At 42.6% G+C, this 21,537-nt stretch carries 19 protein-coding genes and 1 pseudogene; 13 read left to right on the top strand and 7 right to left on the bottom strand.

Annotation, left to right across the window (positions count from 1 at the left end; all coding sequences use genetic code 11):
- The first annotated feature begins 95 nt into the window (after window positions 1-95).
- The 7 genes from FTV37_RS01015 to FTV37_RS01045 all read left to right on the top strand — a co-directional run bounded on the left by FTV37_RS01015 (window position 96) and on the right by FTV37_RS01045 (window position 6,863).
- Window positions 96-926 carry an inositol monophosphatase family protein gene (locus tag FTV37_RS01015; protein ID WP_078189303.1) on the top strand — a complete coding sequence of 277 codons (831 nt, stop codon included), beginning with the start codon at window positions 96-98 and terminating at the stop codon, window positions 924-926.
- Between the two features lie 457 nt (window positions 927-1,383).
- Window positions 1,384-3,228, top strand: a complete 1,845-nt coding sequence (locus FTV37_RS01020; protein WP_180062853.1) for a DEAD/DEAH box helicase — start codon at window positions 1,384-1,386, stop codon at window positions 3,226-3,228.
- A gap of 407 nt (window positions 3,229-3,635) precedes the next feature.
- A complete protein-coding gene (locus FTV37_RS01025) occupies window positions 3,636-4,454 on the top strand; it encodes an ABC transporter ATP-binding protein (RefSeq protein ID WP_218947263.1) in 819 nt (272 codons plus the stop codon).
- Window positions 4,451-5,230: a lipid asymmetry maintenance ABC transporter permease subunit MlaE gene (gene mlaE, locus FTV37_RS01030; RefSeq protein WP_078189301.1), complete on the top strand. Its 780-nt coding sequence runs from the start codon at window positions 4,451-4,453 to the stop codon at window positions 5,228-5,230. The genes FTV37_RS01025 and mlaE overlap by 4 nt, the downstream gene beginning before the upstream one ends.
- Window positions 5,230-5,910: an outer membrane lipid asymmetry maintenance protein MlaD gene (locus tag FTV37_RS01035; protein WP_168379104.1), complete on the top strand. Its 681-nt coding sequence runs from the start codon at window positions 5,230-5,232 to the stop codon at window positions 5,908-5,910. Before mlaE ends, FTV37_RS01035 begins: the two co-directional genes overlap by 1 nt.
- A 17-nt stretch (window positions 5,911-5,927) precedes the next feature.
- The gene (locus tag FTV37_RS01040) at window positions 5,928-6,563 is read left to right on the top strand and encodes an ABC transporter substrate-binding protein (protein ID WP_180003433.1); all 636 of its coding nucleotides are present in this window, start codon (window positions 5,928-5,930) and stop codon (window positions 6,561-6,563) included.
- A 39-nt stretch (window positions 6,564-6,602) separates the two neighbouring features.
- Complete coding sequence (locus FTV37_RS01045; protein WP_218947543.1) at window positions 6,603-6,863, top strand: STAS domain-containing protein; 261 nt, start codon at window positions 6,603-6,605, stop codon at window positions 6,861-6,863.
- Window positions 6,864-6,938: 75 nt separating this feature from the next.
- On the opposite strand, the gene FTV37_RS01050 is transcribed toward FTV37_RS01045, so the two are convergent.
- Window positions 6,939-7,952, bottom strand: coding sequence for a CorA family divalent cation transporter (locus tag FTV37_RS01050; RefSeq protein ID WP_078189297.1), 1,014 nt, complete (start codon window positions 7,950-7,952; stop codon window positions 6,939-6,941).
- A 155-nt stretch (window positions 7,953-8,107) separates the two neighbouring features.
- Between FTV37_RS01050 and FTV37_RS01055 the strand changes: the two genes are divergently transcribed.
- Complete coding sequence (locus tag FTV37_RS01055; protein ID WP_180062855.1) at window positions 8,108-8,713, top strand: TIGR00730 family Rossman fold protein; 606 nt, start codon at window positions 8,108-8,110, stop codon at window positions 8,711-8,713.
- Entirely contained in the window at window positions 8,713-9,120 is a 408-nt protein-coding gene (locus tag FTV37_RS01060; protein WP_180062856.1) for an NUDIX domain-containing protein, read from the top strand. The genes FTV37_RS01055 and FTV37_RS01060 overlap by 1 nt, the downstream gene beginning before the upstream one ends.
- A 45-nt stretch (window positions 9,121-9,165) precedes the next feature.
- Here the strand turns inward: FTV37_RS01060 and FTV37_RS01065 are convergent, their stop codons facing one another.
- Window positions 9,166-9,798, bottom strand: a complete 633-nt coding sequence (locus tag FTV37_RS01065) for a ComF family protein (protein ID WP_180062857.1) — start codon at window positions 9,796-9,798, stop codon at window positions 9,166-9,168.
- Between the two features lie 146 nt (window positions 9,799-9,944).
- On the bottom strand, window positions 9,945-11,990 hold the full coding sequence (gene recG, locus FTV37_RS01070) for an ATP-dependent DNA helicase RecG (protein WP_180062858.1): 2,046 nt from the start codon (window positions 11,988-11,990) through the stop codon (window positions 9,945-9,947).
- Between the two features lie 59 nt (window positions 11,991-12,049).
- On the opposite strand from recG, the gene FTV37_RS01075 reads away from it, so the two are divergent.
- Both FTV37_RS01075 and FTV37_RS01080 read left to right on the top strand, forming a co-directional pair.
- The gene (locus FTV37_RS01075) at window positions 12,050-12,829 is read left to right on the top strand and encodes an NAD-dependent epimerase/dehydratase family protein (RefSeq protein WP_180062859.1); all 780 of its coding nucleotides are present in this window, start codon (window positions 12,050-12,052) and stop codon (window positions 12,827-12,829) included.
- A 151-nt stretch (window positions 12,830-12,980) separates the two neighbouring features.
- The gene (locus FTV37_RS01080) at window positions 12,981-13,382 is read left to right on the top strand and encodes a class I SAM-dependent methyltransferase (RefSeq protein ID WP_373683548.1); all 402 of its coding nucleotides are present in this window, start codon (window positions 12,981-12,983) and stop codon (window positions 13,380-13,382) included.
- Window positions 13,383-13,665: 283 nt separating this feature from the next.
- On the opposite strand, the gene plsB is transcribed toward FTV37_RS01080, so the two are convergent.
- On the bottom strand, window positions 13,666-16,239 hold the full coding sequence (gene plsB / locus FTV37_RS01085) for a glycerol-3-phosphate 1-O-acyltransferase PlsB (RefSeq protein WP_180062860.1): 2,574 nt from the start codon (window positions 16,237-16,239) through the stop codon (window positions 13,666-13,668).
- A gap of 287 nt (window positions 16,240-16,526) precedes the next feature.
- Here plsB and FTV37_RS01090 point away from each other — a divergent pair, with 287 nt between their 5' ends.
- The gene (locus FTV37_RS01090) at window positions 16,527-17,399 is read left to right on the top strand and encodes an acyl-CoA thioesterase II (RefSeq protein ID WP_180062861.1); all 873 of its coding nucleotides are present in this window, start codon (window positions 16,527-16,529) and stop codon (window positions 17,397-17,399) included.
- A 247-nt stretch (window positions 17,400-17,646) separates the two neighbouring features.
- Window positions 17,647-18,906, top strand: a complete 1,260-nt coding sequence (locus tag FTV37_RS01095) for a dicarboxylate/amino acid:cation symporter (protein WP_180062862.1) — start codon at window positions 17,647-17,649, stop codon at window positions 18,904-18,906.
- Between the two features lie 77 nt (window positions 18,907-18,983).
- On the opposite strand, the pseudogene FTV37_RS01100 reads toward FTV37_RS01095, so the two are convergent.
- The 3 genes and pseudogenes from FTV37_RS01100 to yihA all read right to left on the bottom strand — a co-directional run.
- Window positions 18,984-19,328: pseudogene (locus FTV37_RS01100) on the bottom strand (VOC family protein); the annotation flags it as partial.
- Window positions 19,329-19,548: 220 nt separating this feature from the next.
- Entirely contained in the window at window positions 19,549-20,493 is a 945-nt protein-coding gene (locus tag FTV37_RS01105; RefSeq protein WP_180062863.1) for a metal-dependent hydrolase, read from the bottom strand.
- 157 nt (window positions 20,494-20,650) lie between these two features.
- Window positions 20,651-21,511: a ribosome biogenesis GTP-binding protein YihA/YsxC gene (yihA, locus tag FTV37_RS01110; RefSeq protein ID WP_180003454.1), complete on the bottom strand. Its 861-nt coding sequence runs from the start codon at window positions 21,509-21,511 to the stop codon at window positions 20,651-20,653.
- Window positions 21,512-21,537 lie beyond the last annotated feature (26 nt).

Raw genomic sequence — 21,537 nt, forward strand, 5'->3', positions numbered from 1 at the left:
ACATTTTTTCCCTAAAAGCCCTTATATTTGATAAGATATAAGGGCTTTTATGCATTATTCTTTATCAGTATCTTCAAATTTGTAGTGGGTGTTCAATGGAACCTATGGTGGTTATGGCTGCGCGTGCGGCTCAATTAGTTGGTCAAGAGCTTTTAAAAGCGCATCAAAATCGTCATAAACTCGATCTACAAGTCGAAGAAAAAGGAATTGATGGTCCAGTAACGCGTGTAGACCGTTATTTGGAACAATTGACTATCGATACCCTACGTAAAAGCTATAAAAATCACAGTTTCCTAGGCGAAGAGTTTGGTCTTCAAGAAGGCAAAGGTCACGACGCTGATTGGTGTTGGATCATCGACCCACTTGATGGCACATTAAACTTCGTTAATGGTGTTCCACATTTCTGTATCTCTATTGCAGTTCAACATAAAGGTGTAACTCAACACGGTGTTATTTATGACCCTGTGAAAGATGAGTTGTTCTCTGCAAGCCGTGGTCGCGGTGCGATGATGAACCAACGCCGTATTCGTGTAAATGTAAAAGACAGCTTAGAAAACACTTTCCTTTCAGTGGGTCATGCGTATCGTAAAATTCGTAATGGCGAAGTGGTTTCTTATGCGAAAAACCATTTCAACTCATTGTTAAATGTGACTGAAGCCGGTGCTCAATACCGTCGTTCAGGTTCTGCTGCTCTTGATCTAGCATATGTTGCTGCAGGTCGTTTCGATGGTTATTTCGAACTTGGTTTGAAACCTTGGGACATCGCTGCAGGCGAACTTATTGTGAAAGAAGCGGGTGGTACTGTGGTTGATGCTCGTGGTGGTAACGACTCAATGGACAATGGTCAAGTACTTGCATGTTCTATGAAAATGCTTAAACCGCTTATGCAAGCTGTAGTTCCAGCTTGGGGCGAAGCTGCTAAATAATAGAACGCTTAGTTCGAGTTTATTGACAGAATAATGAAATAAAGCCCTCTTTATGAGGGCTTTATTTTTGTCTAATCGGTCAAAAATAATAGCTTAAACACCTATAACTTAAAGCTTCTTACAAAAAATATTCTGAAGTTGACTAAAACAGGTGACATTTAAAAACTTTCTGTTATAATCCCCGCACGCACTAAATTTCGTTCATTACCTGAACATTCTCTTCTATCATTGTGTATGCGCGTTCCGGTCCAAAGAGAGGACGATATTTCGCGCCCCACCCAATCGCTAAGCGATTCCTTCAGGTTGCGGCTGTAATCATGTGTGCGTTATACGCATCGTCGTTCTCGGATCGCCGCTGATTCTATATTTTCAGCGTCTTTTGCTGTGCCGCTTTTTGCCGATGTCCATCTGAATTTATATTTTTAATGGAGCACCCATTTTTGGGGTGAAATACTCTATGAGCAAAACTTTTGCTGATTTTCCTTTACATGAATCTTTACAACTAGCATTACAAGGTCTAGGTTTTACAACTCCGACTCCAGTGCAAGAACAATCAATTCCAGCTGCATTGGATGGTAAAGACCTTCTTGTATCAAGCCAAACAGGTTCTGGTAAAACTGCTGCATTCTTACTCCCAACTGTGAATGCATTAGCTGGTCAAGACACATTGATGTCTTTCAAAGATCGCATGAAAGCGGTTACTGCACCTTCTATTCTTGTACTTTGTCCTACTCGTGAATTGGCTCAACAGGTAAGCCAAGACGCAATTGTTTTAGTACGCCACATGAAAGGTGTTCGTATTGCTGCAATCATGGGTGGTATGCCTTTCGGTAAACAAATCCAACAGCTTAAAGGTGCACAAGTTGTCGTAGCGACTCCAGGTCGTTTACTTGACCTTGTTAACCGTCGTCAAATTAAATTAGACAACGTTGATGCGTTAATCGTTGACGAAGCTGACCGTATGCTTGACTTAGGTTTCTCTGAAGACCTAGAAGCGATCAGCGACTTGGCTGCTAACCGTAAACAAACATTAATGTTCTCTGCAACATTTGCGCCGCGTATCATTACACTTGCAGAACGCATGATGAATGATCCACAGCGTATTGCGATTGAAACTGGTCACTCTACAAATACTGATATTACTCAGACACTTCACTGGACTGACGGTTTCGAACACAAGAAAAAACTTCTTACTCACTGGTTATCTGATGAGTCTGTAGATCAAGCGGTTGTATTCGCATCTACTCAAGAAGATACAGATATGTTGGCTGAAGAACTTGCTGAAGCAGGTCACTCTGTTGTAGCACTTCACGGTGCTATGCCACAAACTGTGCGTAACCGTCGTTTACGTAGCATTCGTGAAGGCCGTGCAAAAATCTTAGTTGCGACTGACGTTGCTGCACGTGGTCTAGACGTACCAACAATTTCTCACGTAATTAACTTCGGTCTTCCAATGAAGAACGAAGACTATGTACACCGTATCGGTCGTACAGGTCGTGCGGGTCGTACTGGTAACGCGATTACTTTAGCGACTTACCGTGAACGCGGTAAAATCCGTGCTTTAGAAGACTTCTTAGATGCACGTTTAAATGTATCTGAAATTGAAGGTCTTGAGCCATCTCCACCTCCTGCACGCGGTAGCCGTGATGGCGGTCGTGGTCGTCGTGATGGCGGTCGAGGTGGTCGAGGTGGTTTCGGTGGCGGTCGCCGTTTTGAAGGTGAATCAAACTTCAAACGTCGTGAAGGCGGTGATGATCGTCCACGTCGTAGCTATGATGATAAACCTCGTGGTGAGCGTCCATCATTTGGTGGCGAAGATCGTCCACGTCGCGAATACAACAATGATCGTCCACGTCGTGAAGGCGGTTTCGAAGATCGTCCACGTCGCGAATTTAACAACGATCGTCCGCGTCGTGAAGGCGGTTTCGAAGATCGTCCACGTCGCGAATTTAACAACGATCGTCCACGTCGTGAAGGCGGTTTTGAAGATCGTCCACGTCGCGAATTTAACAGCGATCGTCCACGTCGTGAAGGTGGTTTTGACCGTCGTTCTAACGATGACAACCGTGGTAACCGTGTAGATTACAAACCAGCTCGTGAAGGTTATGGCGATCGTCCAAAACGTTCATTTGGTGAAGATCGTCCACGTCGTGAATTCAACGGTGACCGTCCTCAACGTTCATTTGGTGAAGATCGTCCAAAACGTTTCGGCGATGACCGTCCAAAGCGTTTCGGTGATGATAAACCACGTGGCGAACGCACTTTCGGTGAAGATCGTCCACGTCGTAAATTCAATGACTAATTGAATTTCGAAAGAAATATCGAAAAAACCGGTGGAAACACCGGTTTTTTTTATGGATTTAAATTAGCTTTTTAATTAGAAAAATGTATACTTGATCAAACTTTATGTGTTTAATGATAATTAATATGAACGGAAACGCGTTGGCAAATATGCGTACAGTGATGATCGAGGTACTTATGCCTTATATCGGTTTGACACTCTTATTGTGTAATATCGTTTACTATATATACAATTATTTTAACTAAATTCTTCTATTGGGTTGAAAACACCCTTTATAAAATCGCATTAATAATAAAAAACAATTTACCTGATGGAATGCAGGGATATGCGCTCATGCAATGGTAACATTTTAAACTTCAATCCTTTATAGTATGCATGCTGAAAAAAATGCAGGAAAATCCTCAGCTATGAATAATCAAACGTCTTCTCAGACTCAGGCACTGATCGAAGTGAAAAACCTGAGTTTTAAGCGAGGAGAGCGCGTCATTTATGACAATGTCAGTTTAAAAATTCGTCGTGGTCAGATCACTGCAATTATGGGTCCATCTGGTACAGGTAAAACGACTTTACTCCGTTTAATTGGTGGTCAATTGACTCCCGATAATGGAGAAGTGTTGCTTGATGGGCAGGACATTGCACAGATGTCACGTCAGGAACTCTTCGCTGCGCGTGCGCGTATGGGGATGCTGTTTCAGAGCGGCGCATTATTTACCGATATGTCGGTATATGAAAACGTAGCCTTTCCAATTCGTGCGCATACCAAGTTGCCAGAGCATTTGATCGCTGAAATTGTTGCGTTGAAATTAGAGTCTGTTGGTTTACGTGGTGCAGAAAAAATGATGCCCTCTGAACTTTCAGGTGGTATGAATCGTCGTGTGGCTTTGGCCCGTGCAATTGCACTCGATCCTGAGCTGATCATGTATGACGAACCCTTTGCAGGGCAAGACCCGATTGTGATGGGGGTTTTAACTCGCTTGATTCGTTCGCTACGTGAAGCTTTAGATCTAACCACGATTATTGTTTCGCATGATGTGGCTGAAACATTATCAATTGCAGATTACATCTATGTTGTGGCTGAAGGGAAAGTGCAGGGCGAGGGAACACCTGAGCAGTTAAAAGCACATGCTTCGCCTTTTGTGAAGCAGTTCTTGACGGGTTCGGTAGAAGGTCCGGTCGATTATCAATTCAGTCATCAGCCCTATTTAAATCATGAGGTTCGTTCATGAATGCTATTGCCGCATTAGGTAGACGCGTCATTGAACGTGTTCGAGGAATCGGCGTAGCAACCATTATGTTGCTGCAGATTCTGTTTTCCATGCCGACTTTACTTGGCGTGAAATTGTTTATTTATCAGATGTACCGTGTTGGTGTGCTTTCATTACTGATTATTGTGGTATCTGGCTTATTTATTGGCTCGGTACTGGGTTTGCAGATGTATAGCATTCTGTCGACTTTCGGTAGTGAAGCGATGCTCGGCACCGCCGTTGCACTGACGTTACTGCGTGAACTTGCACCTGTGGTTGCAGCTTTACTCTTTGCTGGTCGTGCAGGTTCAGCTTTGACGGCTGAAATTGGTTTGATGAAAGCCACTGAGCAGTTGTCGAGTATGGAAATGATCGGGGTCGATCCATTAAAACGTGTGATCTCGCCACGACTTTGGGCCGGTATTTTTAGCTTGCCAATGTTGTCGGTGATTTTCGCTGCGGTCGGCATCATGGGCGGTAAATTGGTGGGTGTTGATTTTCTGGGTGCAGATGAAGGCTCTTATTGGAGTGGCATCGAGAACAGTGTGCAATTCTTTAAAGACGTCTTTAATGGCACCATCATCAAAAGTTTTGTTTTTGCATTAATTTGTACTTGGATTGCGGTCTATCAGGGTTATGCCTGTGTCCCAACTTCAGAAGGTATTGCAACGTCGACCACACGTACTGTCGTGTATTCTTCGTTGTGTGTTTTAGGATCAGATTTCGTGTTGACTGCGGTCATGTTCGGAGGTATTTAATGAAATCACGTACGAGTGAACTGGCCGTTGGTTTTTTTGTCATTCTTTTTGCTATTGCTATTTTCTTCTTGGCGATGCGTGTGAGTGGTTTGGTCGGCAATAACATCGAAGACAGTTATGAATTGACCGCGACATTTGAAAATGTAAACGGGATTAAACCCCGTGCCAAAGTTACCTTAAGTGGTGTCAAAGTCGGTCAAGTGGAATCATTGAAACTCGATCCTGTGACGCGCTTAGTGACAGCACATCTGATTATGGATGGCTCATTAACCTCTTATAACGCAGAACAATTAAAAGAAGTGCAAAAGAATGCACTCGAAGAGCTGCGTTACACATCAGATTATGAAGCAGCAACACCTGCGAAACAAAAAGAAATGGAACAGCAACTGATTGCTAACATGAAATCCATCACCAATATCGATGAAGATGCTTACATTATGGTTGCAACCAATGGTTTATTGGGTGAGAAATATTTGAAAATTGTACCGGGTGGTGGTGTCAACTTCTTAAAACGTGGTGACCAAATTGGTAATACCCAAGGTACGATGGAAATCGAAGATTTGGTGTCTAAATTTGTGACCGGTGGTGCAGGGAACAAATCTGACAGCACAGCAGATACTGAACAAAAAACAGAAGCTGCTGACACAACAACGGCAGAAGAACCTGCATTTGTTGAATAATTTTTAGGAGAAATTAAGTGAACACATTGTTAAAACATACGCTTACAGCAAGTATCTTATCAACTATGATGGCAGGTACAGCTTTTGCTGCTCCAAGCGAAGCACCACCTGCATTTGTAAAAAAAGTGGCTGATGGCCTCATTACACGTTTAAAAGCAGACCACGCAAAACTACAAAATAACCCTGCGGCTGTGAAAGCGATTGTTCGTCAAAACTTAGACCCGTACATCGATTCACAAGCGTTCACACGTATCGTGATGGGTACGTATGCAACGAATCAATACAGCTCAGCGGCTCAACGTGCGCAGTTTGAACGAAACTTCCGTGCAACACTGATCGAAAACTATGGTTCAGCTTTTGCTAAGTTTAGTAACCAAACATATAGCATGCGTCCTTATAAAGCATCGAACAGTAAGAATCCTGTTGTAACGATTGATTTCCATAACAACGGTGAAAAAATTCCAGTCTCTTTCCAGTTGGCGGATAAAGGTTCACAATGGAAAATCCGTAATATCAACGTTTCGGGTATCGACCTAGGCCTACAATTCCGTAATCAGTTTGCGGCGACTGTAAAACGTAATGGCGGTAACATTGATAAAGCAATTGCGAACTTCAAACCTGATGCTGATGCAGCATTAGACAAGAAAAAATAAGATAGGTGATGTGTGATTAAACTTCATCAACAAGAATTGATGGTTTCAGGCAAAATCGATTACAACAATGCCGAATTGTATTATCAAGACGGCTTGAACTTGATTCAACAACAGCAAGCTTTTCCCTTAGTGGTCAATCTTGCTGAGCTTGAGCATGGCAGTACTTTGGCTTTAGCTATTTTGGTCCGTTGGTTACGTCAAACGCCAAAAGCGCAAGGTTTACAGTTTAAAGCAGTCCCTGAAAAAATGATGAAGATTATTCAAGCCTGTCATCTTGAGCATGACTTGCAATTGATCTAAAAAAAAGCACCATATGGTGCTTTTTTTATTGCAGTGCGATAAGAAGCTCTCGCAAGTCCACGCAATAGGAAAGGATTAAATCCATTTCTTCCAGCGGAAGTACATCAATGGGCCAATAAAGAATGCCACGATGATTAAGCTGACCACGATAAAACTGGTTGTACCATGTGCGAAGGGTAGTACGTCGGTGTTCATCCCATAGACGCTGGCCACTAACATCGGTGGCGCAAGCATACTTGGTAAAATCGAGAAGCGACGAATCGTATCATTCTGTTCGGTGTTAATGAATCCAGAGGTGGTATCCAGTAAGAATCGAACCTTTTGGAACAAGAAGGCATCATGCTCAACAAGTGAGCGTACGTCTTCACTGAGTTCTCGGATGTCGGCATCATAAATATGACTACCCAAGGCGCGAGGACGTGACAGGAAGGTGAGAACACGACGTAAGTCGATCAGACACAGCTGAGCTTTCCCGAGCATATCTTCTAAATGCGCAAGTCGGGTAATCATGTCATCTAAGTCTAAAATCATCTCACGATGACGGTTATTCAGTACTTCTGTGGAATACTTTTCTAAGTCCTTGTGGATATCTTCCAAGATATCCGCAAGTTCATCGAGTTTGGCTTCTAAAAGACCCAATAAAATCCAAGTTGGATCTTTATAGTCAATTTCATAATCGTTACGACGCGCGCGGGCACGAAAGGCACGGAAAGCCACCAGCTTTTCACCCCGTAAAGTGAATAAGCGTTCTTTATGCAAAATAAAGGCAACCGTTTGTACGGTAGCTAAGGTGCTGGCATTTTCTTCGGGTTCGCCATCGACCTGAAAATTTTTATTTTTCGTTAAAAAATAGGTGCTGATGTGCAAAATACCGTCGTCATCACGGTAGAATCGTGCACTCGACGAAATATCTTCTAATGATTTTAATGTAGGTAAATTTTGATCATAGGCATCCATAATCCATTGCTGCTCTTCCTGAGACGGGGCAATGAGATCGAGCCAGACTAAATCCTGATGTAAATCGAAGTCACCATTTATGGTGACATCTTCCAGGCTACCGCGCTCTGTGGCGTAAAAGGCTTCAAGCATGTTGTCTTTTCCCCTTGCGCAGTAAGTTAAAAATGAATGGGTGTATTTTAGACAAGGATTTGCTGAAAAACACTGTTCTAATGCTTATTTTATGAAAAAATCTGTTTAAAGTTGATTTTTCCAGCATAGCGTTCCTGATCTGATGGTGATTATAAATGAAATCTATCGCAATTTTCTGTGGTTCCGCCCTTGGTAACAATCCAGCCTATTTACAGGTGGCTGAAAAAGTCGGTCGTCATTTGGCGGCACAAGGCATCACACTGGTCTATGGTGGTGGTCGTTCAGGTTTGATGGGGGTTGTGGCAGATAGTGCTTTGCGTGCAGGCGGGCAAGTCATTGGGGTGATTCCAAAAGTCTTGGTCGATAAAGAATTGGCACATCTAGATTTAACCGAATTGCATGTGGTAGAAAATATGCAACAACGTAAAACCAAAATGTCTGAACTCTCGGATGGTTTTGTGGCGATTCCAGGTGGAGCAGGGACTTTAGAGGAAATTTTTGAGCAGTGGACGTGGGCTCAATTGGGCATTCATTTAAAGCCATGTGCCTTTCTCAATGTAGATGGTTTTTATGACGATTTATTGAATTTTCTGAAAACTACCGCAGAAAAAGGCTTTACCCATCCACGTTTTATCGAAGGCTTAATTGCAGAAGATAATATTGAAACGATTGTTGAGCAGTTTCAACATTTCACTGCGCCAGAGCCGAAATGGGGCATGGTTGAACGTACAGCCTTTATCGCGGATTTGGAACAAGATTGATGAAAACTATTACTGTAGCCGCAGCAATTATTCTAAATGAACAGCATGAACTTTTAGTGGTTCGTAAAAAACACACGGCATTCTTTATGCAAGTGGGTGGCAAGTTAGAACCCAATGAAGCCCCTGAAATCACCATGCTGCGTGAAATTCAGGAAGAAATTGGCTGCGCTGCGCAGATTGAACAATTCATTGGTCGTTTTGAAACGGCCGCTGCGAACGAAGCCAATCATATACTTGTGAGTTATGTCTATCTGGTCCAGTTGCAAGGTGAACCGAAAATTGATGCAGAAATTGCAGCAATGCAATGGGTCAGCTTGGATGATACACAAACAAAACTCGCACCGTTAACACGTGAGGTGGTGATTCCTTGGGTGAAGCAGCAGGCACAATCTCTTGCTGTAAGCTAAACCGCTTAGCTTGCTCAGTTTCTTTATAGTGGTTGATGTTTGAAACTAAGGCTGTGCCGCAGCAATGCATGCGGCATATACCTGCGTGCAATGTAGCTGATGTAACAGCGTACTTAATGCATGGATTGAACTCCCCGTGGTCACCACATCATCAATGATGAGGACTTTACGGAAACGGCGTTTTTCGGTTGGGTTGATAATAAATTGTTGTTCGATATTTTCTAGGCGTTCTAGCCGACTTAAACCTTTTTGAGCGTGCTGTGCTTGACGAATCACCGGTTGCCAAACAGGGATGCGCAATTTCTTTGCCATCATCTGTGCAACGAGCAGCATTTGGTTATACCCACGGTCTTTAAGGCGTTCTACTGAAATAGGCATGGGGACGATGGCTTGAACCCTAGCTAAGCGCAAGCTTAAAAGGCTCTGTGCCAGTAAATTTTGATAGTGCAATTGTTGCTCATACTTATAGCTTTGAATGATGCGATCTATAGGGAAATCATAGTAAAAGGCACAAGAGATGCTGTGTTCATGGCGATCAACCGCTTGTTTAAACCAAGGCAGTTGTGCCCAGCAGTCGGCACAAAGCGAATGATGTTGTTGTCGATCGATACCGCAGAGCAGGCAAGGGGAAACGCTCTGTATTCCTTTTTGGATGAAGTGTTGGATAGATTGGAGCATGTTTTTATTCTAATCATTCTTTTTTGAGTATTTTGCACAGTTCGTGGTGAAGTGCAATCACAACACCACAGCAACCTGTTCGACAAGCTTATTGGTTCAAGCCAATCTGTATAATTAGGATGATCGATCTGTCATCCTAATAATTATTATACATAGGCGTATCGAGGAGCTTCCGGCAGCCATCGTTTTAAAAGCGCTTGAGCCTGTGCAGGATAGTCATTCAGGACTTGTTGAGCCACATAGTGAGCCTGATTGAGTAAATGGTCATCTCGCTCTAATTTTGCTACACGAAAGCCCATATCGCCCGTTTGTTTAGTGCCGAGGAGCTCACCGGGGCCGCGAATTTCCAAATCTTTTTCAGCAATAATAAAGCCGTCATTGGTCTCGCGCATAATGTGTAAACGCTCTTGCCCATTTTGCGACAAGGGATTTTTATACAGCAAGGCACAGAAACTGGCTTTGGCACCACGCCCTACACGACCACGTAGCTGATGTAGTTGTGAAAGCCCTAGGCGTTCTGCATTTTCAATCACCATGATCGAGGCATTTGGGACGTCAACACCGACTTCAATCACTGTGGTTGCAATCAGTAATTGCAATTCATTATTTTTAAATTGCTGCATCACTGCTTGCTTTTCATCGGCCTTCATTTTGCCATGAACCAGACCAATATTGAGGTCTGGAAAGCGTTCTTTAATTTCATTAAAAGTCGCTTCAGCGGCCTGAGCATCTAAGGTTTCGGATTGTTCCACTAAGGTACAGACCCAATAGGCTTGTTTACCTTCAGCACAATTGCTGGCAATCCGATGTAGTACTTCTTCACGACGGTCAAGTGGAATGGTGACTGTTTGAATCGGTGTACGACCGGGTGGTAGTTCATCAATGACAGAGGTGTCTAAGTCGCCATAAGCCGACATCGCCAAGGTACGAGGAATAGGGGTTGCTGTCATCACCAGTTGATGCGGTGTCATGCCATTGAGACCTTTGTTTCGAAGTGCTAAACGCTGATCAACACCAAAACGGTGCTGCTCGTCAATAATTACTAAACCCAATTTGGCAAATTGAACATTGTCTTGAAATAAAGCATGCGTGCCGACCACTAAATGGGCTGAACCATCTTGAATACTTTGTTCTGCTGCAGCTCGAGCTTTACCTTTTTGCTTGCCTGAAAGCCAAGACACGGTCAGTCCCATAGGCTCAAACCATTTTTTGAAATTTAGATAGTGTTGTTCTGCCAAAATTTCTGTTGGCGCCATCATGGCCACTTGCCAACCTTCCTCGAGCGCATGACAGGCAGCCACGCCTGCGACTAGGGTTTTACCTGCACCCACATCACCTTGTACGAGTCGCAGCATAGGTTTGTTCTTTTTCAGATCGACCGCAATTTCTTTGGATACGCGTTTTTGTGCGCCGGTCATTTCAAATGACAGCCTACTTAAAAGTTGTTTGGTGAAGTTCTTACTTGCAGAGAAAGACGGTGCTTCGATTTGTTGAATATAAGCACGGCGGCTGAGCAAACTGACCTGATGGGCAACCAATTCTTCGAAAATTAAACGTTGCTGTGCAGGATGAGAACCTTGGCTCAGTTGCAACATATTGGCATCGACAGGGGGGTGATGAATATAGTCCAAAGCCTGTTTTAGTGCATAGCCATTGGTGAATTTTTCCGGCAATAATTCAGGTAAGTCATCACTATATAACTGTAGTGCTTGTTTGACATATTCACGCAGTTTGGGCTGCGTTAAGCCTTCGGTTGCAGGGTAAATCGCAGTGAGTTGGGTTTGTGGTAAAGGTGTGTGTTCAGTAATCACCTGTAGTTCAGGATGATACATTTCTAAGCCACGAGCACCAACACGGACTTCACCAAAAATCCGTAAACGATTTCCCGGTTTTACCCGATCAGTAATGCCTTTGTAGATATGGTAAAAACGTAAAGTAACTTTGCCAAAGTCGTCATCTAGTAGGGCGGCCATCGATTTACGCTTACCGGGTGGGAAGTCGATATTTTTGACCGTGCCTTCTAGTAAATAACTGCGGCCCACGGTTAATTGGTTCATGGGGATGATCGTGCTACGATCTTCATAGTCGCGTGGCAGATGAAACAAAAGATCATCTGTCGTGAAAATATTTAGTTTTTCAAGTAAAGCAGCGGCGGCATTGCCAACCCCTTGCAATTGATGGACGGCAGCCATGTCCCCTCAACTTCGGTTTATATGATCTAAATGGATCAGTTCTGAGAATAGGTCGTTTGATGCATATTCTATTTATCGGTTATGGTAAAACATCGCAACGTGTTGCTAAACAATTATTTCAGCAAGGTCACCAAATTACCACAGTGAGTCGTAGTGCGAAAGAGGATGATTTTGCAGAACATTTAATCCAAGATATTCATCAACTGGATTTGTCGCAGGTTGAACCGATTGATGCTGTCTATGTTCTTTTGGCTCCTGCACGCCATGCTCAATTCAATGCTGTGGATGCTTACCGACACACTTATGTCGATTCTGTACAGCCAATTGTTCAAGCATTAGTACATCATCCAATACAAAGTTTAATCGTGGTGTCGTCCACACGTGTCTATGGTGAACATGAAGGGGAGTGGATTGATGACGACACTGTGCCACAACCGATCGATGAGCGGGGCATGTTGTTACTGGAAATGGAGCATCGCTACACACAAGTATTTCCTAACGAATGCATGATCGTACGTCCATCTGGAATTTATGGTACATCGATAGCGCGAATACAGAAACTGGCAGAAACGACTCGTTGCTATCCCAATATTCATTGGTCAAATCGAATACATATCGATGATTTGGCAAAATTTCTGTGTCATCTACTTCACGTGGAACATCCTGAAAAATCATATATTTGTACTAATAACCAACCTCAACCTTTACATGAGCGAATCTTGGATTTGCAAAGAGCTATGCATTTACCCGAATTGGTTTTAGGGAGTGAAGTAGAAACAGGTAAAAAGCTTTATGCAACGCGGATGACGAAGAGTGGTTTTAAGTTAGCGCACGATTGATTGTGATGTGCAGTGTAAAATTGTCGTGACGTATAAAATTCAGTGCAGCTTTGTGAGTATTAAAAGAAATTCTATAAATGAATAAGATAGGTCTTTTACAACATGTATTGTTCAAATTTTCGAATGGATCTCAAAGGATAAAATTTAAATAATGACAAAATCATTTGCTGAACTTACTCAGAATTTACCCCATAGACCGATTTTGGAAAAAGCTTTGAGTTATTTTGAGAATTTACCAAAGATCGCGATTGATTGTGGTTGTGGTGCAGGAAATGAATCATCATTTCTACTCCGTCATAATTTTAAAGTATATGCATTTGATCCATCTGTTGACGCTAAAAATATCTGTCTAAGTAAATTTAAAGACAATAAGAATTTTTTATTTTCTAATCAGGCCTTTGAAGACTATAGCTTTCCTAAAGCTAGTTTAATTATTGCTTTATTCAGTTTATTTTTTTGTTCTACGGATTCGCTTGAAAGTGTTTTTAAAGAAAATACAGGAATTCTTAAGTTAGCAAGGCATTTTACTCATACAACTGTTAGGAAAAGATGATGATTGGGTAAATAATTTTTCTGAAAAGTTTATAGGTTTTGAACAGGAAGAACTTAAACAATTGTTTGATGCGGACTTTGATATTATTTATATCGATGAATTTAAAGGCAATAAACCGCTAGCCAATGGAACTCCAAAATTTTGGCATGTACATACCTTAATTTAAAAAAAGAAAATATTAAATACTTTTGTATAGTCCAAAAAACAGAGACAAGCCTTTTACAACTTGTCCCTGATTTTGCTCATATTCTTCCGCTTTTATGGCGAAAAAAATCAGAACGGTTTATTTCTTCTTACGTTTCAAGCGTTTTTTGGCTTGTTCCGCAGCTACTTTATCTAGTGCTTCTTTTAACTCTTCATCACTAAAGGTCGTAATGTGTTGCAACATTTGGAGTGTCACATCATCCAAAACGAGGTTGGCATATTGCGCAACATTTTGGAAATTTTCATCAAACACAATGGCGTTGTTTTCATTGTTACTGATATAACCTTGTTGGGTTAAGACTTTAATAAAGCTTTGGAATAAGGCCTTATCAAAGAACTCTGGCGAGTTAAATTCATACAGCACAGATAGACGTTGACCAACCAAGTGACTGAGTTCTTCAACCTGACGCGTCGAGATATTGCCTGAACCACGTTGTGTGATTAAGGCCAAAGTCATGTAGTAACGCTCAAGACTTTGCATCACGGGTGCAGCTAAGACCACTAACTGATTGTGCTGCTCTGAGTTAGGCGCAGGGGAGATCAGGTTGCTTTCTGCATCTTCAGAAATTAGCTTGGCTTTGATCAGTACTTCTGCATACGCACAGATCTGATCTTTAAGTTCTTCATCATTCCATTTAAGGAACAACTCAGCTTTTAAGAACGGATACAGTGTACGAATGACATTAATTAAATCACCACGGCGAATAGAACCATTATGTTCAACCAAAGCGGCAATGAGTGATGGCAAAATAAATGCGTGCAGGATGTTGTTGCGGAAGTAGGTTAACAGCACCGCTTGATTATCAGCAATGGCAATAATATCGCCAAGGACATGATGAACACGTTTAATCAGCTTGAGTTTTAAACCATAAGCAATGATTTCTTTACCTGACAGCGGTGTCACTTGCATGCGCTCATCGTAAGGTAAGGCAGTTAAAAGATCGCGATAGGTATCTAACTGCTTAATGCAAATCTCTTCATCTAAAGTATGTTTAGATGTTGCCAATAAAATCAGTGAAAGCAATGAAACCGGGTTCACCACTGCTGCACGGTTAATATTTTCTAAAATCACGTGTGCAGAACTGTTAATGGCATCCGAAACTTCTGGCGGAATTGGGTCGTCATTTTTCTCGATTTTGATGTTGCTTGCATTATGCTGTTTCAACATATCATCAAGGAAAACCGGCTCACCAAAGTTCAAATGAACTTTACCGAAAATACGTTCGATCTTACGCAGAGTTTTCATAATCCCGATGATTGATTCGCCTTCTTTTGGCTTACCATTCATTTCACCAACGTAGGTCGCACCTTCCATTAAACGCTCATAGCCGATATAGGTCGGTAAGAACACGATCGGTTTGGCTGGATTACGTAAATGACCATGGACAGTCATGGCGAGCATGCCGGTCTTCGGTGGTAATAAACGACCAGTACGTGAACGCCCACCTTCGATGAAGTATTCAAGCGGTGTATTACGCGCCAAAATACTGTAGAGGTATTCTTTAAATACGGTGGTGTAGAGACCATTGCCACGGAATGAACGGCGAATAAAGAACGCACCGCCGCCACGTAAAATTTGCCCGACAAATGGCATGTTTAAGTTATCGCCCGCAGCAATGTACGGCACCATTAAGCCACGTTTATAGATCACATATGACAATAATAAATAGTCGATATGGCTACGATGACATGGGGTGTAAATGATCTCGTAGTCTTTGGCTAGTTCACGAACGGTACTGAAGTTATGCACTTCGACGCCATCATAAAGCTGTGTCCACAGACGAGTCAGGGCTAAGTCAGCAAAACGTACTGTTGATGCAGAATAGTCAGAAACGATTTCATTTAAATAACCAATCGCACGACGTTCAGCTTCAACCATACTGATTTTACTGCGAATGCTTTCACGACGAATCGCATCTTGCACATCCGTAGATTTGATCAGTCCGTGCATCACATTACGACGGTCGGATAAATCCGGACCCAAAACCACTTCACGCTGCGCATCTAAATAATCATTCAGTGTGCTGACAATATAAGTCGCAGGTGACAAGTTTGGATGTGTAGTTTTGGCATATTCAACCAAACGACGCAAAGACTGTGGCTCATGGAATTCGAGGTACGATTGACGACCGTGCAAACCAATATTCACCAACTGCTTCACTTTGCTTGGTGTAGACCATGTATCGGTAAATAATAATTTAAACCAAGAATCTTCTTTATCGGGTTCACGACCCCACAGCACGGTTACAGGAACGAGCTCAACATCCGCATCAGGATTTTTTTCCAAAACCTCAATTAAACGCAATAAACGAGGTGGAAAGGCATGTGGCGGTGGATTGAGTAAGTTGTCTTCATCATGATGTTGTAAAAACACCACAGAGGCTTTTTCTGTTTGCGTACCCACAGTCATTGGGTCGAGTGCAGGGTGTAGCTTTAAACGACGGGTTTCACCATCGACAATTAAAGCATTACTCCGTGAATGATTTTGCAGAACGTAGCAGGTAATTTTCGTTGTCTGTACGCCGGTATCTGTATCGGTTTCAGTCACTACAGGTTCTACAGGGACTTCACCTAAAACATGCGGTGTTACCACAAGGTCAAGCAGTTTACTCGAAAGCTTTCGATACATCTGACCAAAGCCGCTCTTGGACATACAAACTCCTACTTTTCATGACCAAACCACAGAGATTCTGAGGGGAATCTATTCTGCGTAATTGTACTTAAAAACTGTATGTCATTTTCTGACAAATTGCATAGATATTGTAAGATATTATCGTTAAAAAACGTATTTTTAGCAGTTATATTGCATCAGCAAGGTGACAGATCAGTCAGCGAATCTTTAGGGTTTTAGTCTGGATTTATGGCAAAATGGAAAATATATTTAAACATCTGTTGATGTTGCCTGCGTTAGCTTAATCCCGAATGATAGATAGGTTTGTTATGAATGCCTTAACACAAGAGTTGGTTGATTTACTCAGCCTTGAAAAATTAGAAGAAAATATTTTTCGTGGGCAAAGCCGAAATTTGGTCGGGAAACGTGTCTTTGGTGGACAGGTTTTAGGTCAGGCGCTACGTGCGGCATCTTATACGACAGATCGACCTGCTCATTCCTTACATGCCTATTTCTTATTCGGCGGTGATATCAATGCACCGATCATTTATGAAGTGGATCGTATTCGCGATGGACGCAGTTTTGTGAGTCGTCAGGTGCGTGCGATTCAACATGGTAAAACGATTTTTATGTGTATGGTGTCATTTGCAGAGCAAGAAGACGGGTTGAACTATCAAGTTGCAGAGCCAGAATATCCAGCCGTGGAAGATTTAAAATCTGAAGCTGAGCTAAAACGAATGATGGTGGAGTTTATCCCTGAAAACGTCCGTGCATCGTTTATGCGCGACCGCCATGTGGAAATTCGCCCGATTGATCCGCAAAACCCGTACCAACCGCAGCCTGCTGCGCCATCGTATGCACACTATATTCGTACCCATGACAAAATTGCTGCTGACGTTGATGACATCTCTTTACATCAGGCCATTGCAGCATTCTATTCAGATTTTACATTGATGACGACTGCACTACGCCCACATGGTTTAAGTTATTTATCACCAAGTTTGCAGTGTGCGAGTATTGATCATGCCATGTATTTCCATAAGCCATTCCGTGTGGATGAGTGGATGCTTTATGACATGGATGCCACAGTCAGTGCCAGTTCACGTGGTCTAAATTTCGGTCGCATGTGGCAAAACGGTGAGTTGGTCTGTAGTACGACACAAGAAGGCTTGATTCGTTTACGCGAAATTGAAACCCAATAAGCTTTGAGCACTATGTGTTAAGTCGTAAAAGCTGAATATTGAAAAAACCGAATCTCCTGATTCGGTTTTTTTATGCCGTCAATTTTTAGTATGAATCTACTCACGGATTCGAGTTATCTAATTGGGGTGCAGTACAAATTGAATTGGGTTGAATACATGCTTTGCAGAATTGTAGCAGTATATGTGACAAAAAATTCCTCGATTCCCAGTGGGGCGCATGGCATAGTGCCTGAATAAAGGATGATAAATGCAAGGCACAATGAGCTTAAATACGCAGATTTTAATTGCCGCAATATTGGGTGTGGCATTTGGCTTTTTATTAATTCAGTTTCCAGAGACGCAGTTTTTATCCGCCAGCCTGTATGGCCTGGGGATTGCCAGTAGTATTTTTATTGGCTTGCTGAAAATGATCTTGGTTCCGCTGATCTTTAGTTCGATTGTGGTGGGGGTATCGAATTTACAAGCGGGTGGTCAGCTGAGTCGTACGTGGAAAATTACCTTAGCGTGCTGTGTCACCACCACGACTTTGGCACTGATCTTGGGTCTAGCATGTGCGCATATTTTTAAAGTTGGGCAGGGCGTGGACATCGTCATGTTCCAAGATGCAATGCAACAGCATCAGAGCCCTGACACCCTCACAGCAGGTTCATTCTTTACCAATTTTATTCAAAATACACTGATCAATCCGTTTAAAGCCTTTAGTGATGGCAATGTACTCGCTGTCGTGGTGTTTTCACTATTTCTCGGTGTGGCCTTGGTTAAAGGCGGTGAAAAGTTCCGAAGCGTGAGAAAGCTCAGTCAGCAATTTTTTGACATCATGATGATGATCATCGGTTGGGTGATGAAGCTTGCACCGATTGGTATTTTTGCATTATTGGCTAAATTGATTGCTACAGAAGATATTTCGGTGTTGAGTCGCCTCGCGGAGTTTGCTGCAGTGGTCACTGGGACGACGATTTTCCATGGGGCAGTGGTGTTGCCTCTGTTGCTATGGATTTTTGGGAAAATGAGTCCACTGACATTTTTTAGAGGAACACGAGCTGCCTTAATCACTGCTTTTGCAACCAGTTCAAGTTCAGCAACGATGCCACTGTCGATGAAATGTGCGCAGGAAAATTTAGGCGTCCGTCCTCAAACGGCAGGTTTTGTGATTCCATTGGGCACACAGTTAAATATGGATGGTACAGCGTTGTATGAAGCTGCTGCTGCGTTATTTATTGCCAACTTGATGGGCTTAGATTTAACCTTGGGTCAGCAGTTAATTGTCTGTGCAACCGCCATGATTGCGTCACTCGGCGCACCGGGCATTCCAAGCGCTGGAATGGTGACAATGATTATGGTTTTACAATCAGTCGGACTCCCTGCAGAAGCGATTGCGATTTTACTGCCGATAGATCGACTCTTAGATACGGTACGGACTGTGGTGAACGTACAGGGCGATATGATGATTAGTGTAGTGGTTGATCGTCATACGCGAGATGTCGATGAACCAATGTTGTCGAATTAAGCAGATAAAGAGCTAAAATGTGGGTTGTAGACGATCTCCCACAGATGCCCATCTAAGTCTTGAAAATAGCCTGCTTAACCACCGTAAAACGTGGGCTGTGCGGGCTTAATTGTTTTTGCACCAGCGCGTTGGGCTTGTTGCATGCTTTGATCGACGGCTGCGGGACTGTTAACGTTATGTCCCAGAGACATTTAAGTTGGACAAAACGCTGATGCACTAATTCTGGTGTCATGACTAAGGCTATCTTGTGGCCAGAGTGCGAGCTTTAAACCGTGTTGTAAATCAAAAAATGCCACAGCGCTATGTTCAAACTCAGTCCCAATAATCCCTGCGCTATTTAGACCTAAACCCTCCTGATAAAACGCGAATGCAGCATGTAAATCTTTCACGGCCAGTGTAATGACGGAGATGTGAGCGTGCATGGAGATGCTCCTGAATGGCTTATTTTTATTTTAGGATGAGACTGAGTATAAATACATTTTAAAGAGAATAGGGAACTCGGAATAACTGTACTTTAAACCTCGAACTTATGACCTTTTCCATCTTGAGTGTGTTGATTGCTCAATAAAAAACGGAGCGTAATGGATGTGAGCACAAAAAAAGCAGGGCGAACCCTGCTTAATACAGATTTTAAAGTGGTGTTTAAGCGACTTTCAGTGCGGCACGTTTTGCAGCAGGAGAGTTGTCGAGGTATGCAATCGCATCTTCCGTTTTTGCTTCATGCACAGGATCGTACCAAGGCATTAAATACCCCAATTGCTGCGACACTAACCAAAGTGGATGTGGCAATAATCGATTATCTTTTTGCGCGATACGCGCCCATTCACGCCAAATCCACGGTTTATATACGGCAGGTTTAATCGATGCATAGCGCGAGTCTTGCTGCATGATATGTGCTGCACCATCGACCCATAGACCAAGTACGGCTGCAATTACGATCACACTTTGATAATAGCGAGAAATATAGCCCCCACCGAGATGACGATACAAATCAAAGGCCACGGTACGATGCTCTATTTCTTCTGCACCATGCCATTTTACTAGATCGAGCATATTCGGATCGGCACCGAGGCGTTCCCACTCTTTATTATATAAAGCATATTTGCCTAGTACACAGGTCATGTGTTCAACCGTTGCAATCACCCCTAAACGAAAGAGATTCCATTGATGATCTAAAGCTTTGGGTACGTTGAGCCCTAAAGGTTGGTCTGCAAGCAGTTTGCCAAAGAGAAAATCCATGATTTCAAGGTTGCGTTGAATACTGATATTGCGCTGAGACAGATATTCTTTATTGGCAGAGTTATGCGCCTGAGCATGCATAGCTTCTTGGCGGATAAATGCTTTAACGTCCTCGGCTAGTTTTTCATCTCTAATTTGTGGCAATACTTTGTTATACAGACGGCAAAACCAAAACTCACCAGCCGGTAAGATCATGTTAATTTCATTAATAAAATAGCTGACAAAAGGTTGATTGGGCACCCAGTCAACTTGGGTATCTTGCCACTCAAATTTCACTTTACGTGGTTTAATTTTATATTCGATTGATGATCCAAGTTTTGTGTTTTTCAAGCGGGAGAGTAATTTCATGACCTATCCTTGTTTTTATGTGATCGAGTACACATCTGATGTATTCAGTATCCAAAAAAAATCCTGCATTGTGATTAGCAATACAGGACATTTCATTATCTTCAGATGATACTTTTTGTCAGACAATCATCCTTGCGCTGACTTTAAAAATAATGGATTAGTGGTCTGATTTTTTGTCTTCAGCTTGGGGTAAATCTTCAGATGTAGTGTCGACGTCATCGAATGCTTCCGCATCTGCATCGATTTCAATATCATCTTCCGATGCTTCAGGTATGCTGTCGAGATCAAACTCTGTGGATTGCTCTAGAGTGAAGTTTAGACGACCCGCCATGACACTCGCTAACTCTTCTAAACCTTGTTTATTCAATGATGAGAACAATTGGATAGAGAAGTTAAGTTTCATTTTTTTCAATGCCGCTTTCACTTCTTGTAGTGCTTTAGAGGCTGGGCCACGGTTTAATTTATCTGATTTGGTGAGCAGTACATGCACGAACAATTTACGTGAATGTGCCCATTCCAACATCATGACGTCAAAATGTTGTAGTGGATGACGGATATCCATCAACAGCACAAGACCTTGTAAACTTTCACGGTGTATCAGATAGTTTTCTAACTCTTTTTGCCACACGATTTTCATCGCTTCAGGTACAGCGGCATAGCCATAACCCGGTAAGTCGACCAAACGTTGATCAGGATTTCCTAGACTGAAAAAGTTGATCATTTGGGTACGACCCGGTTTTTTCGACGCACGAGCCAATTGCTTTTGGTTGGTGAGCGCATTAATGGCACTCGACTTACCCGCATTTGAGCGGCCAGCAAAGGCAATTTCATAGCCGGTATCTTCAACGCAGAGGTTGAGTTTAGGCGCACTCATTAAGAACTCAGCTTTGCGTAGCCAGTTGAGCGAGCGCACAGCATATTCAGTAATCGCAGAGTCTACTTTTTTCTCATAAGTAATCTTTTGCTTCGGCGCATTGGCCGCCTTACTGTTTCGTGATTTTCCTCTGTGCTGATGCATAACCCAACTTCAATAACTGATTTAAC

Source organism: Acinetobacter sp. YH16042 (genome assembly GCF_013417245.1).
GTDB classification, from domain to species: Bacteria; Pseudomonadota; Gammaproteobacteria; order Pseudomonadales; family Moraxellaceae; genus Acinetobacter; species Acinetobacter amyesii.

Bases quoted from the DNA above. Each gene is read 5' to 3' on its own strand.
- FTV37_RS01015 (WP_078189303.1), top strand. From the start codon at position 96: ATGGAACCTATGGTGGTTATGGCTGCGCGTGCGGCTCAATTAGTTGGT.
- FTV37_RS01020 (WP_180062853.1), top strand. From the start codon at position 1,384: ATGAGCAAAACTTTTGCTGATTTTCCTTTACATGAATCTTTACAACTA.
- FTV37_RS01025 (WP_218947263.1), top strand. From the start codon at position 3,636: ATGAATAATCAAACGTCTTCTCAGACTCAGGCACTGATCGAAGTGAAA.
- mlaE (WP_078189301.1), top strand. From the start codon at position 4,451: ATGAATGCTATTGCCGCATTAGGTAGACGCGTCATTGAACGTGTTCGA.
- FTV37_RS01035 (WP_168379104.1), top strand. From the start codon at position 5,230: ATGAAATCACGTACGAGTGAACTGGCCGTTGGTTTTTTTGTCATTCTT.
- FTV37_RS01045 (WP_218947543.1), top strand. From the start codon at position 6,603: ATGGTTTCAGGCAAAATCGATTACAACAATGCCGAATTGTATTATCAA.
- FTV37_RS01050 (WP_078189297.1), bottom strand. From the start codon at position 7,952: ATGCTTGAAGCCTTTTACGCCACAGAGCGCGGTAGCCTGGAAGATGTC.
- FTV37_RS01055 (WP_180062855.1), top strand. From the start codon at position 8,108: ATGAAATCTATCGCAATTTTCTGTGGTTCCGCCCTTGGTAACAATCCA.
- FTV37_RS01060 (WP_180062856.1), top strand. From the start codon at position 8,713: ATGAAAACTATTACTGTAGCCGCAGCAATTATTCTAAATGAACAGCAT.
- FTV37_RS01065 (WP_180062857.1), bottom strand. From the start codon at position 9,798: ATGCTCCAATCTATCCAACACTTCATCCAAAAAGGAATACAGAGCGTT.
- recG (WP_180062858.1), bottom strand. From the start codon at position 11,990: ATGGCTGCCGTCCATCAATTGCAAGGGGTTGGCAATGCCGCCGCTGCT.
- FTV37_RS01075 (WP_180062859.1), top strand. From the start codon at position 12,050: ATGCATATTCTATTTATCGGTTATGGTAAAACATCGCAACGTGTTGCT.
- FTV37_RS01080 (WP_373683548.1), top strand. From the start codon at position 12,981: ATGACAAAATCATTTGCTGAACTTACTCAGAATTTACCCCATAGACCG.
- plsB (WP_180062860.1), bottom strand. From the start codon at position 16,239: ATGTCCAAGAGCGGCTTTGGTCAGATGTATCGAAAGCTTTCGAGTAAA.
- FTV37_RS01090 (WP_180062861.1), top strand. From the start codon at position 16,527: ATGAATGCCTTAACACAAGAGTTGGTTGATTTACTCAGCCTTGAAAAA.
- FTV37_RS01095 (WP_180062862.1), top strand. From the start codon at position 17,647: ATGCAAGGCACAATGAGCTTAAATACGCAGATTTTAATTGCCGCAATA.
- FTV37_RS01105 (WP_180062863.1), bottom strand. From the start codon at position 20,493: ATGAAATTACTCTCCCGCTTGAAAAACACAAAACTTGGATCATCAATC.
- yihA (WP_180003454.1), bottom strand. From the start codon at position 21,511: ATGCATCAGCACAGAGGAAAATCACGAAACAGTAAGGCGGCCAATGCG.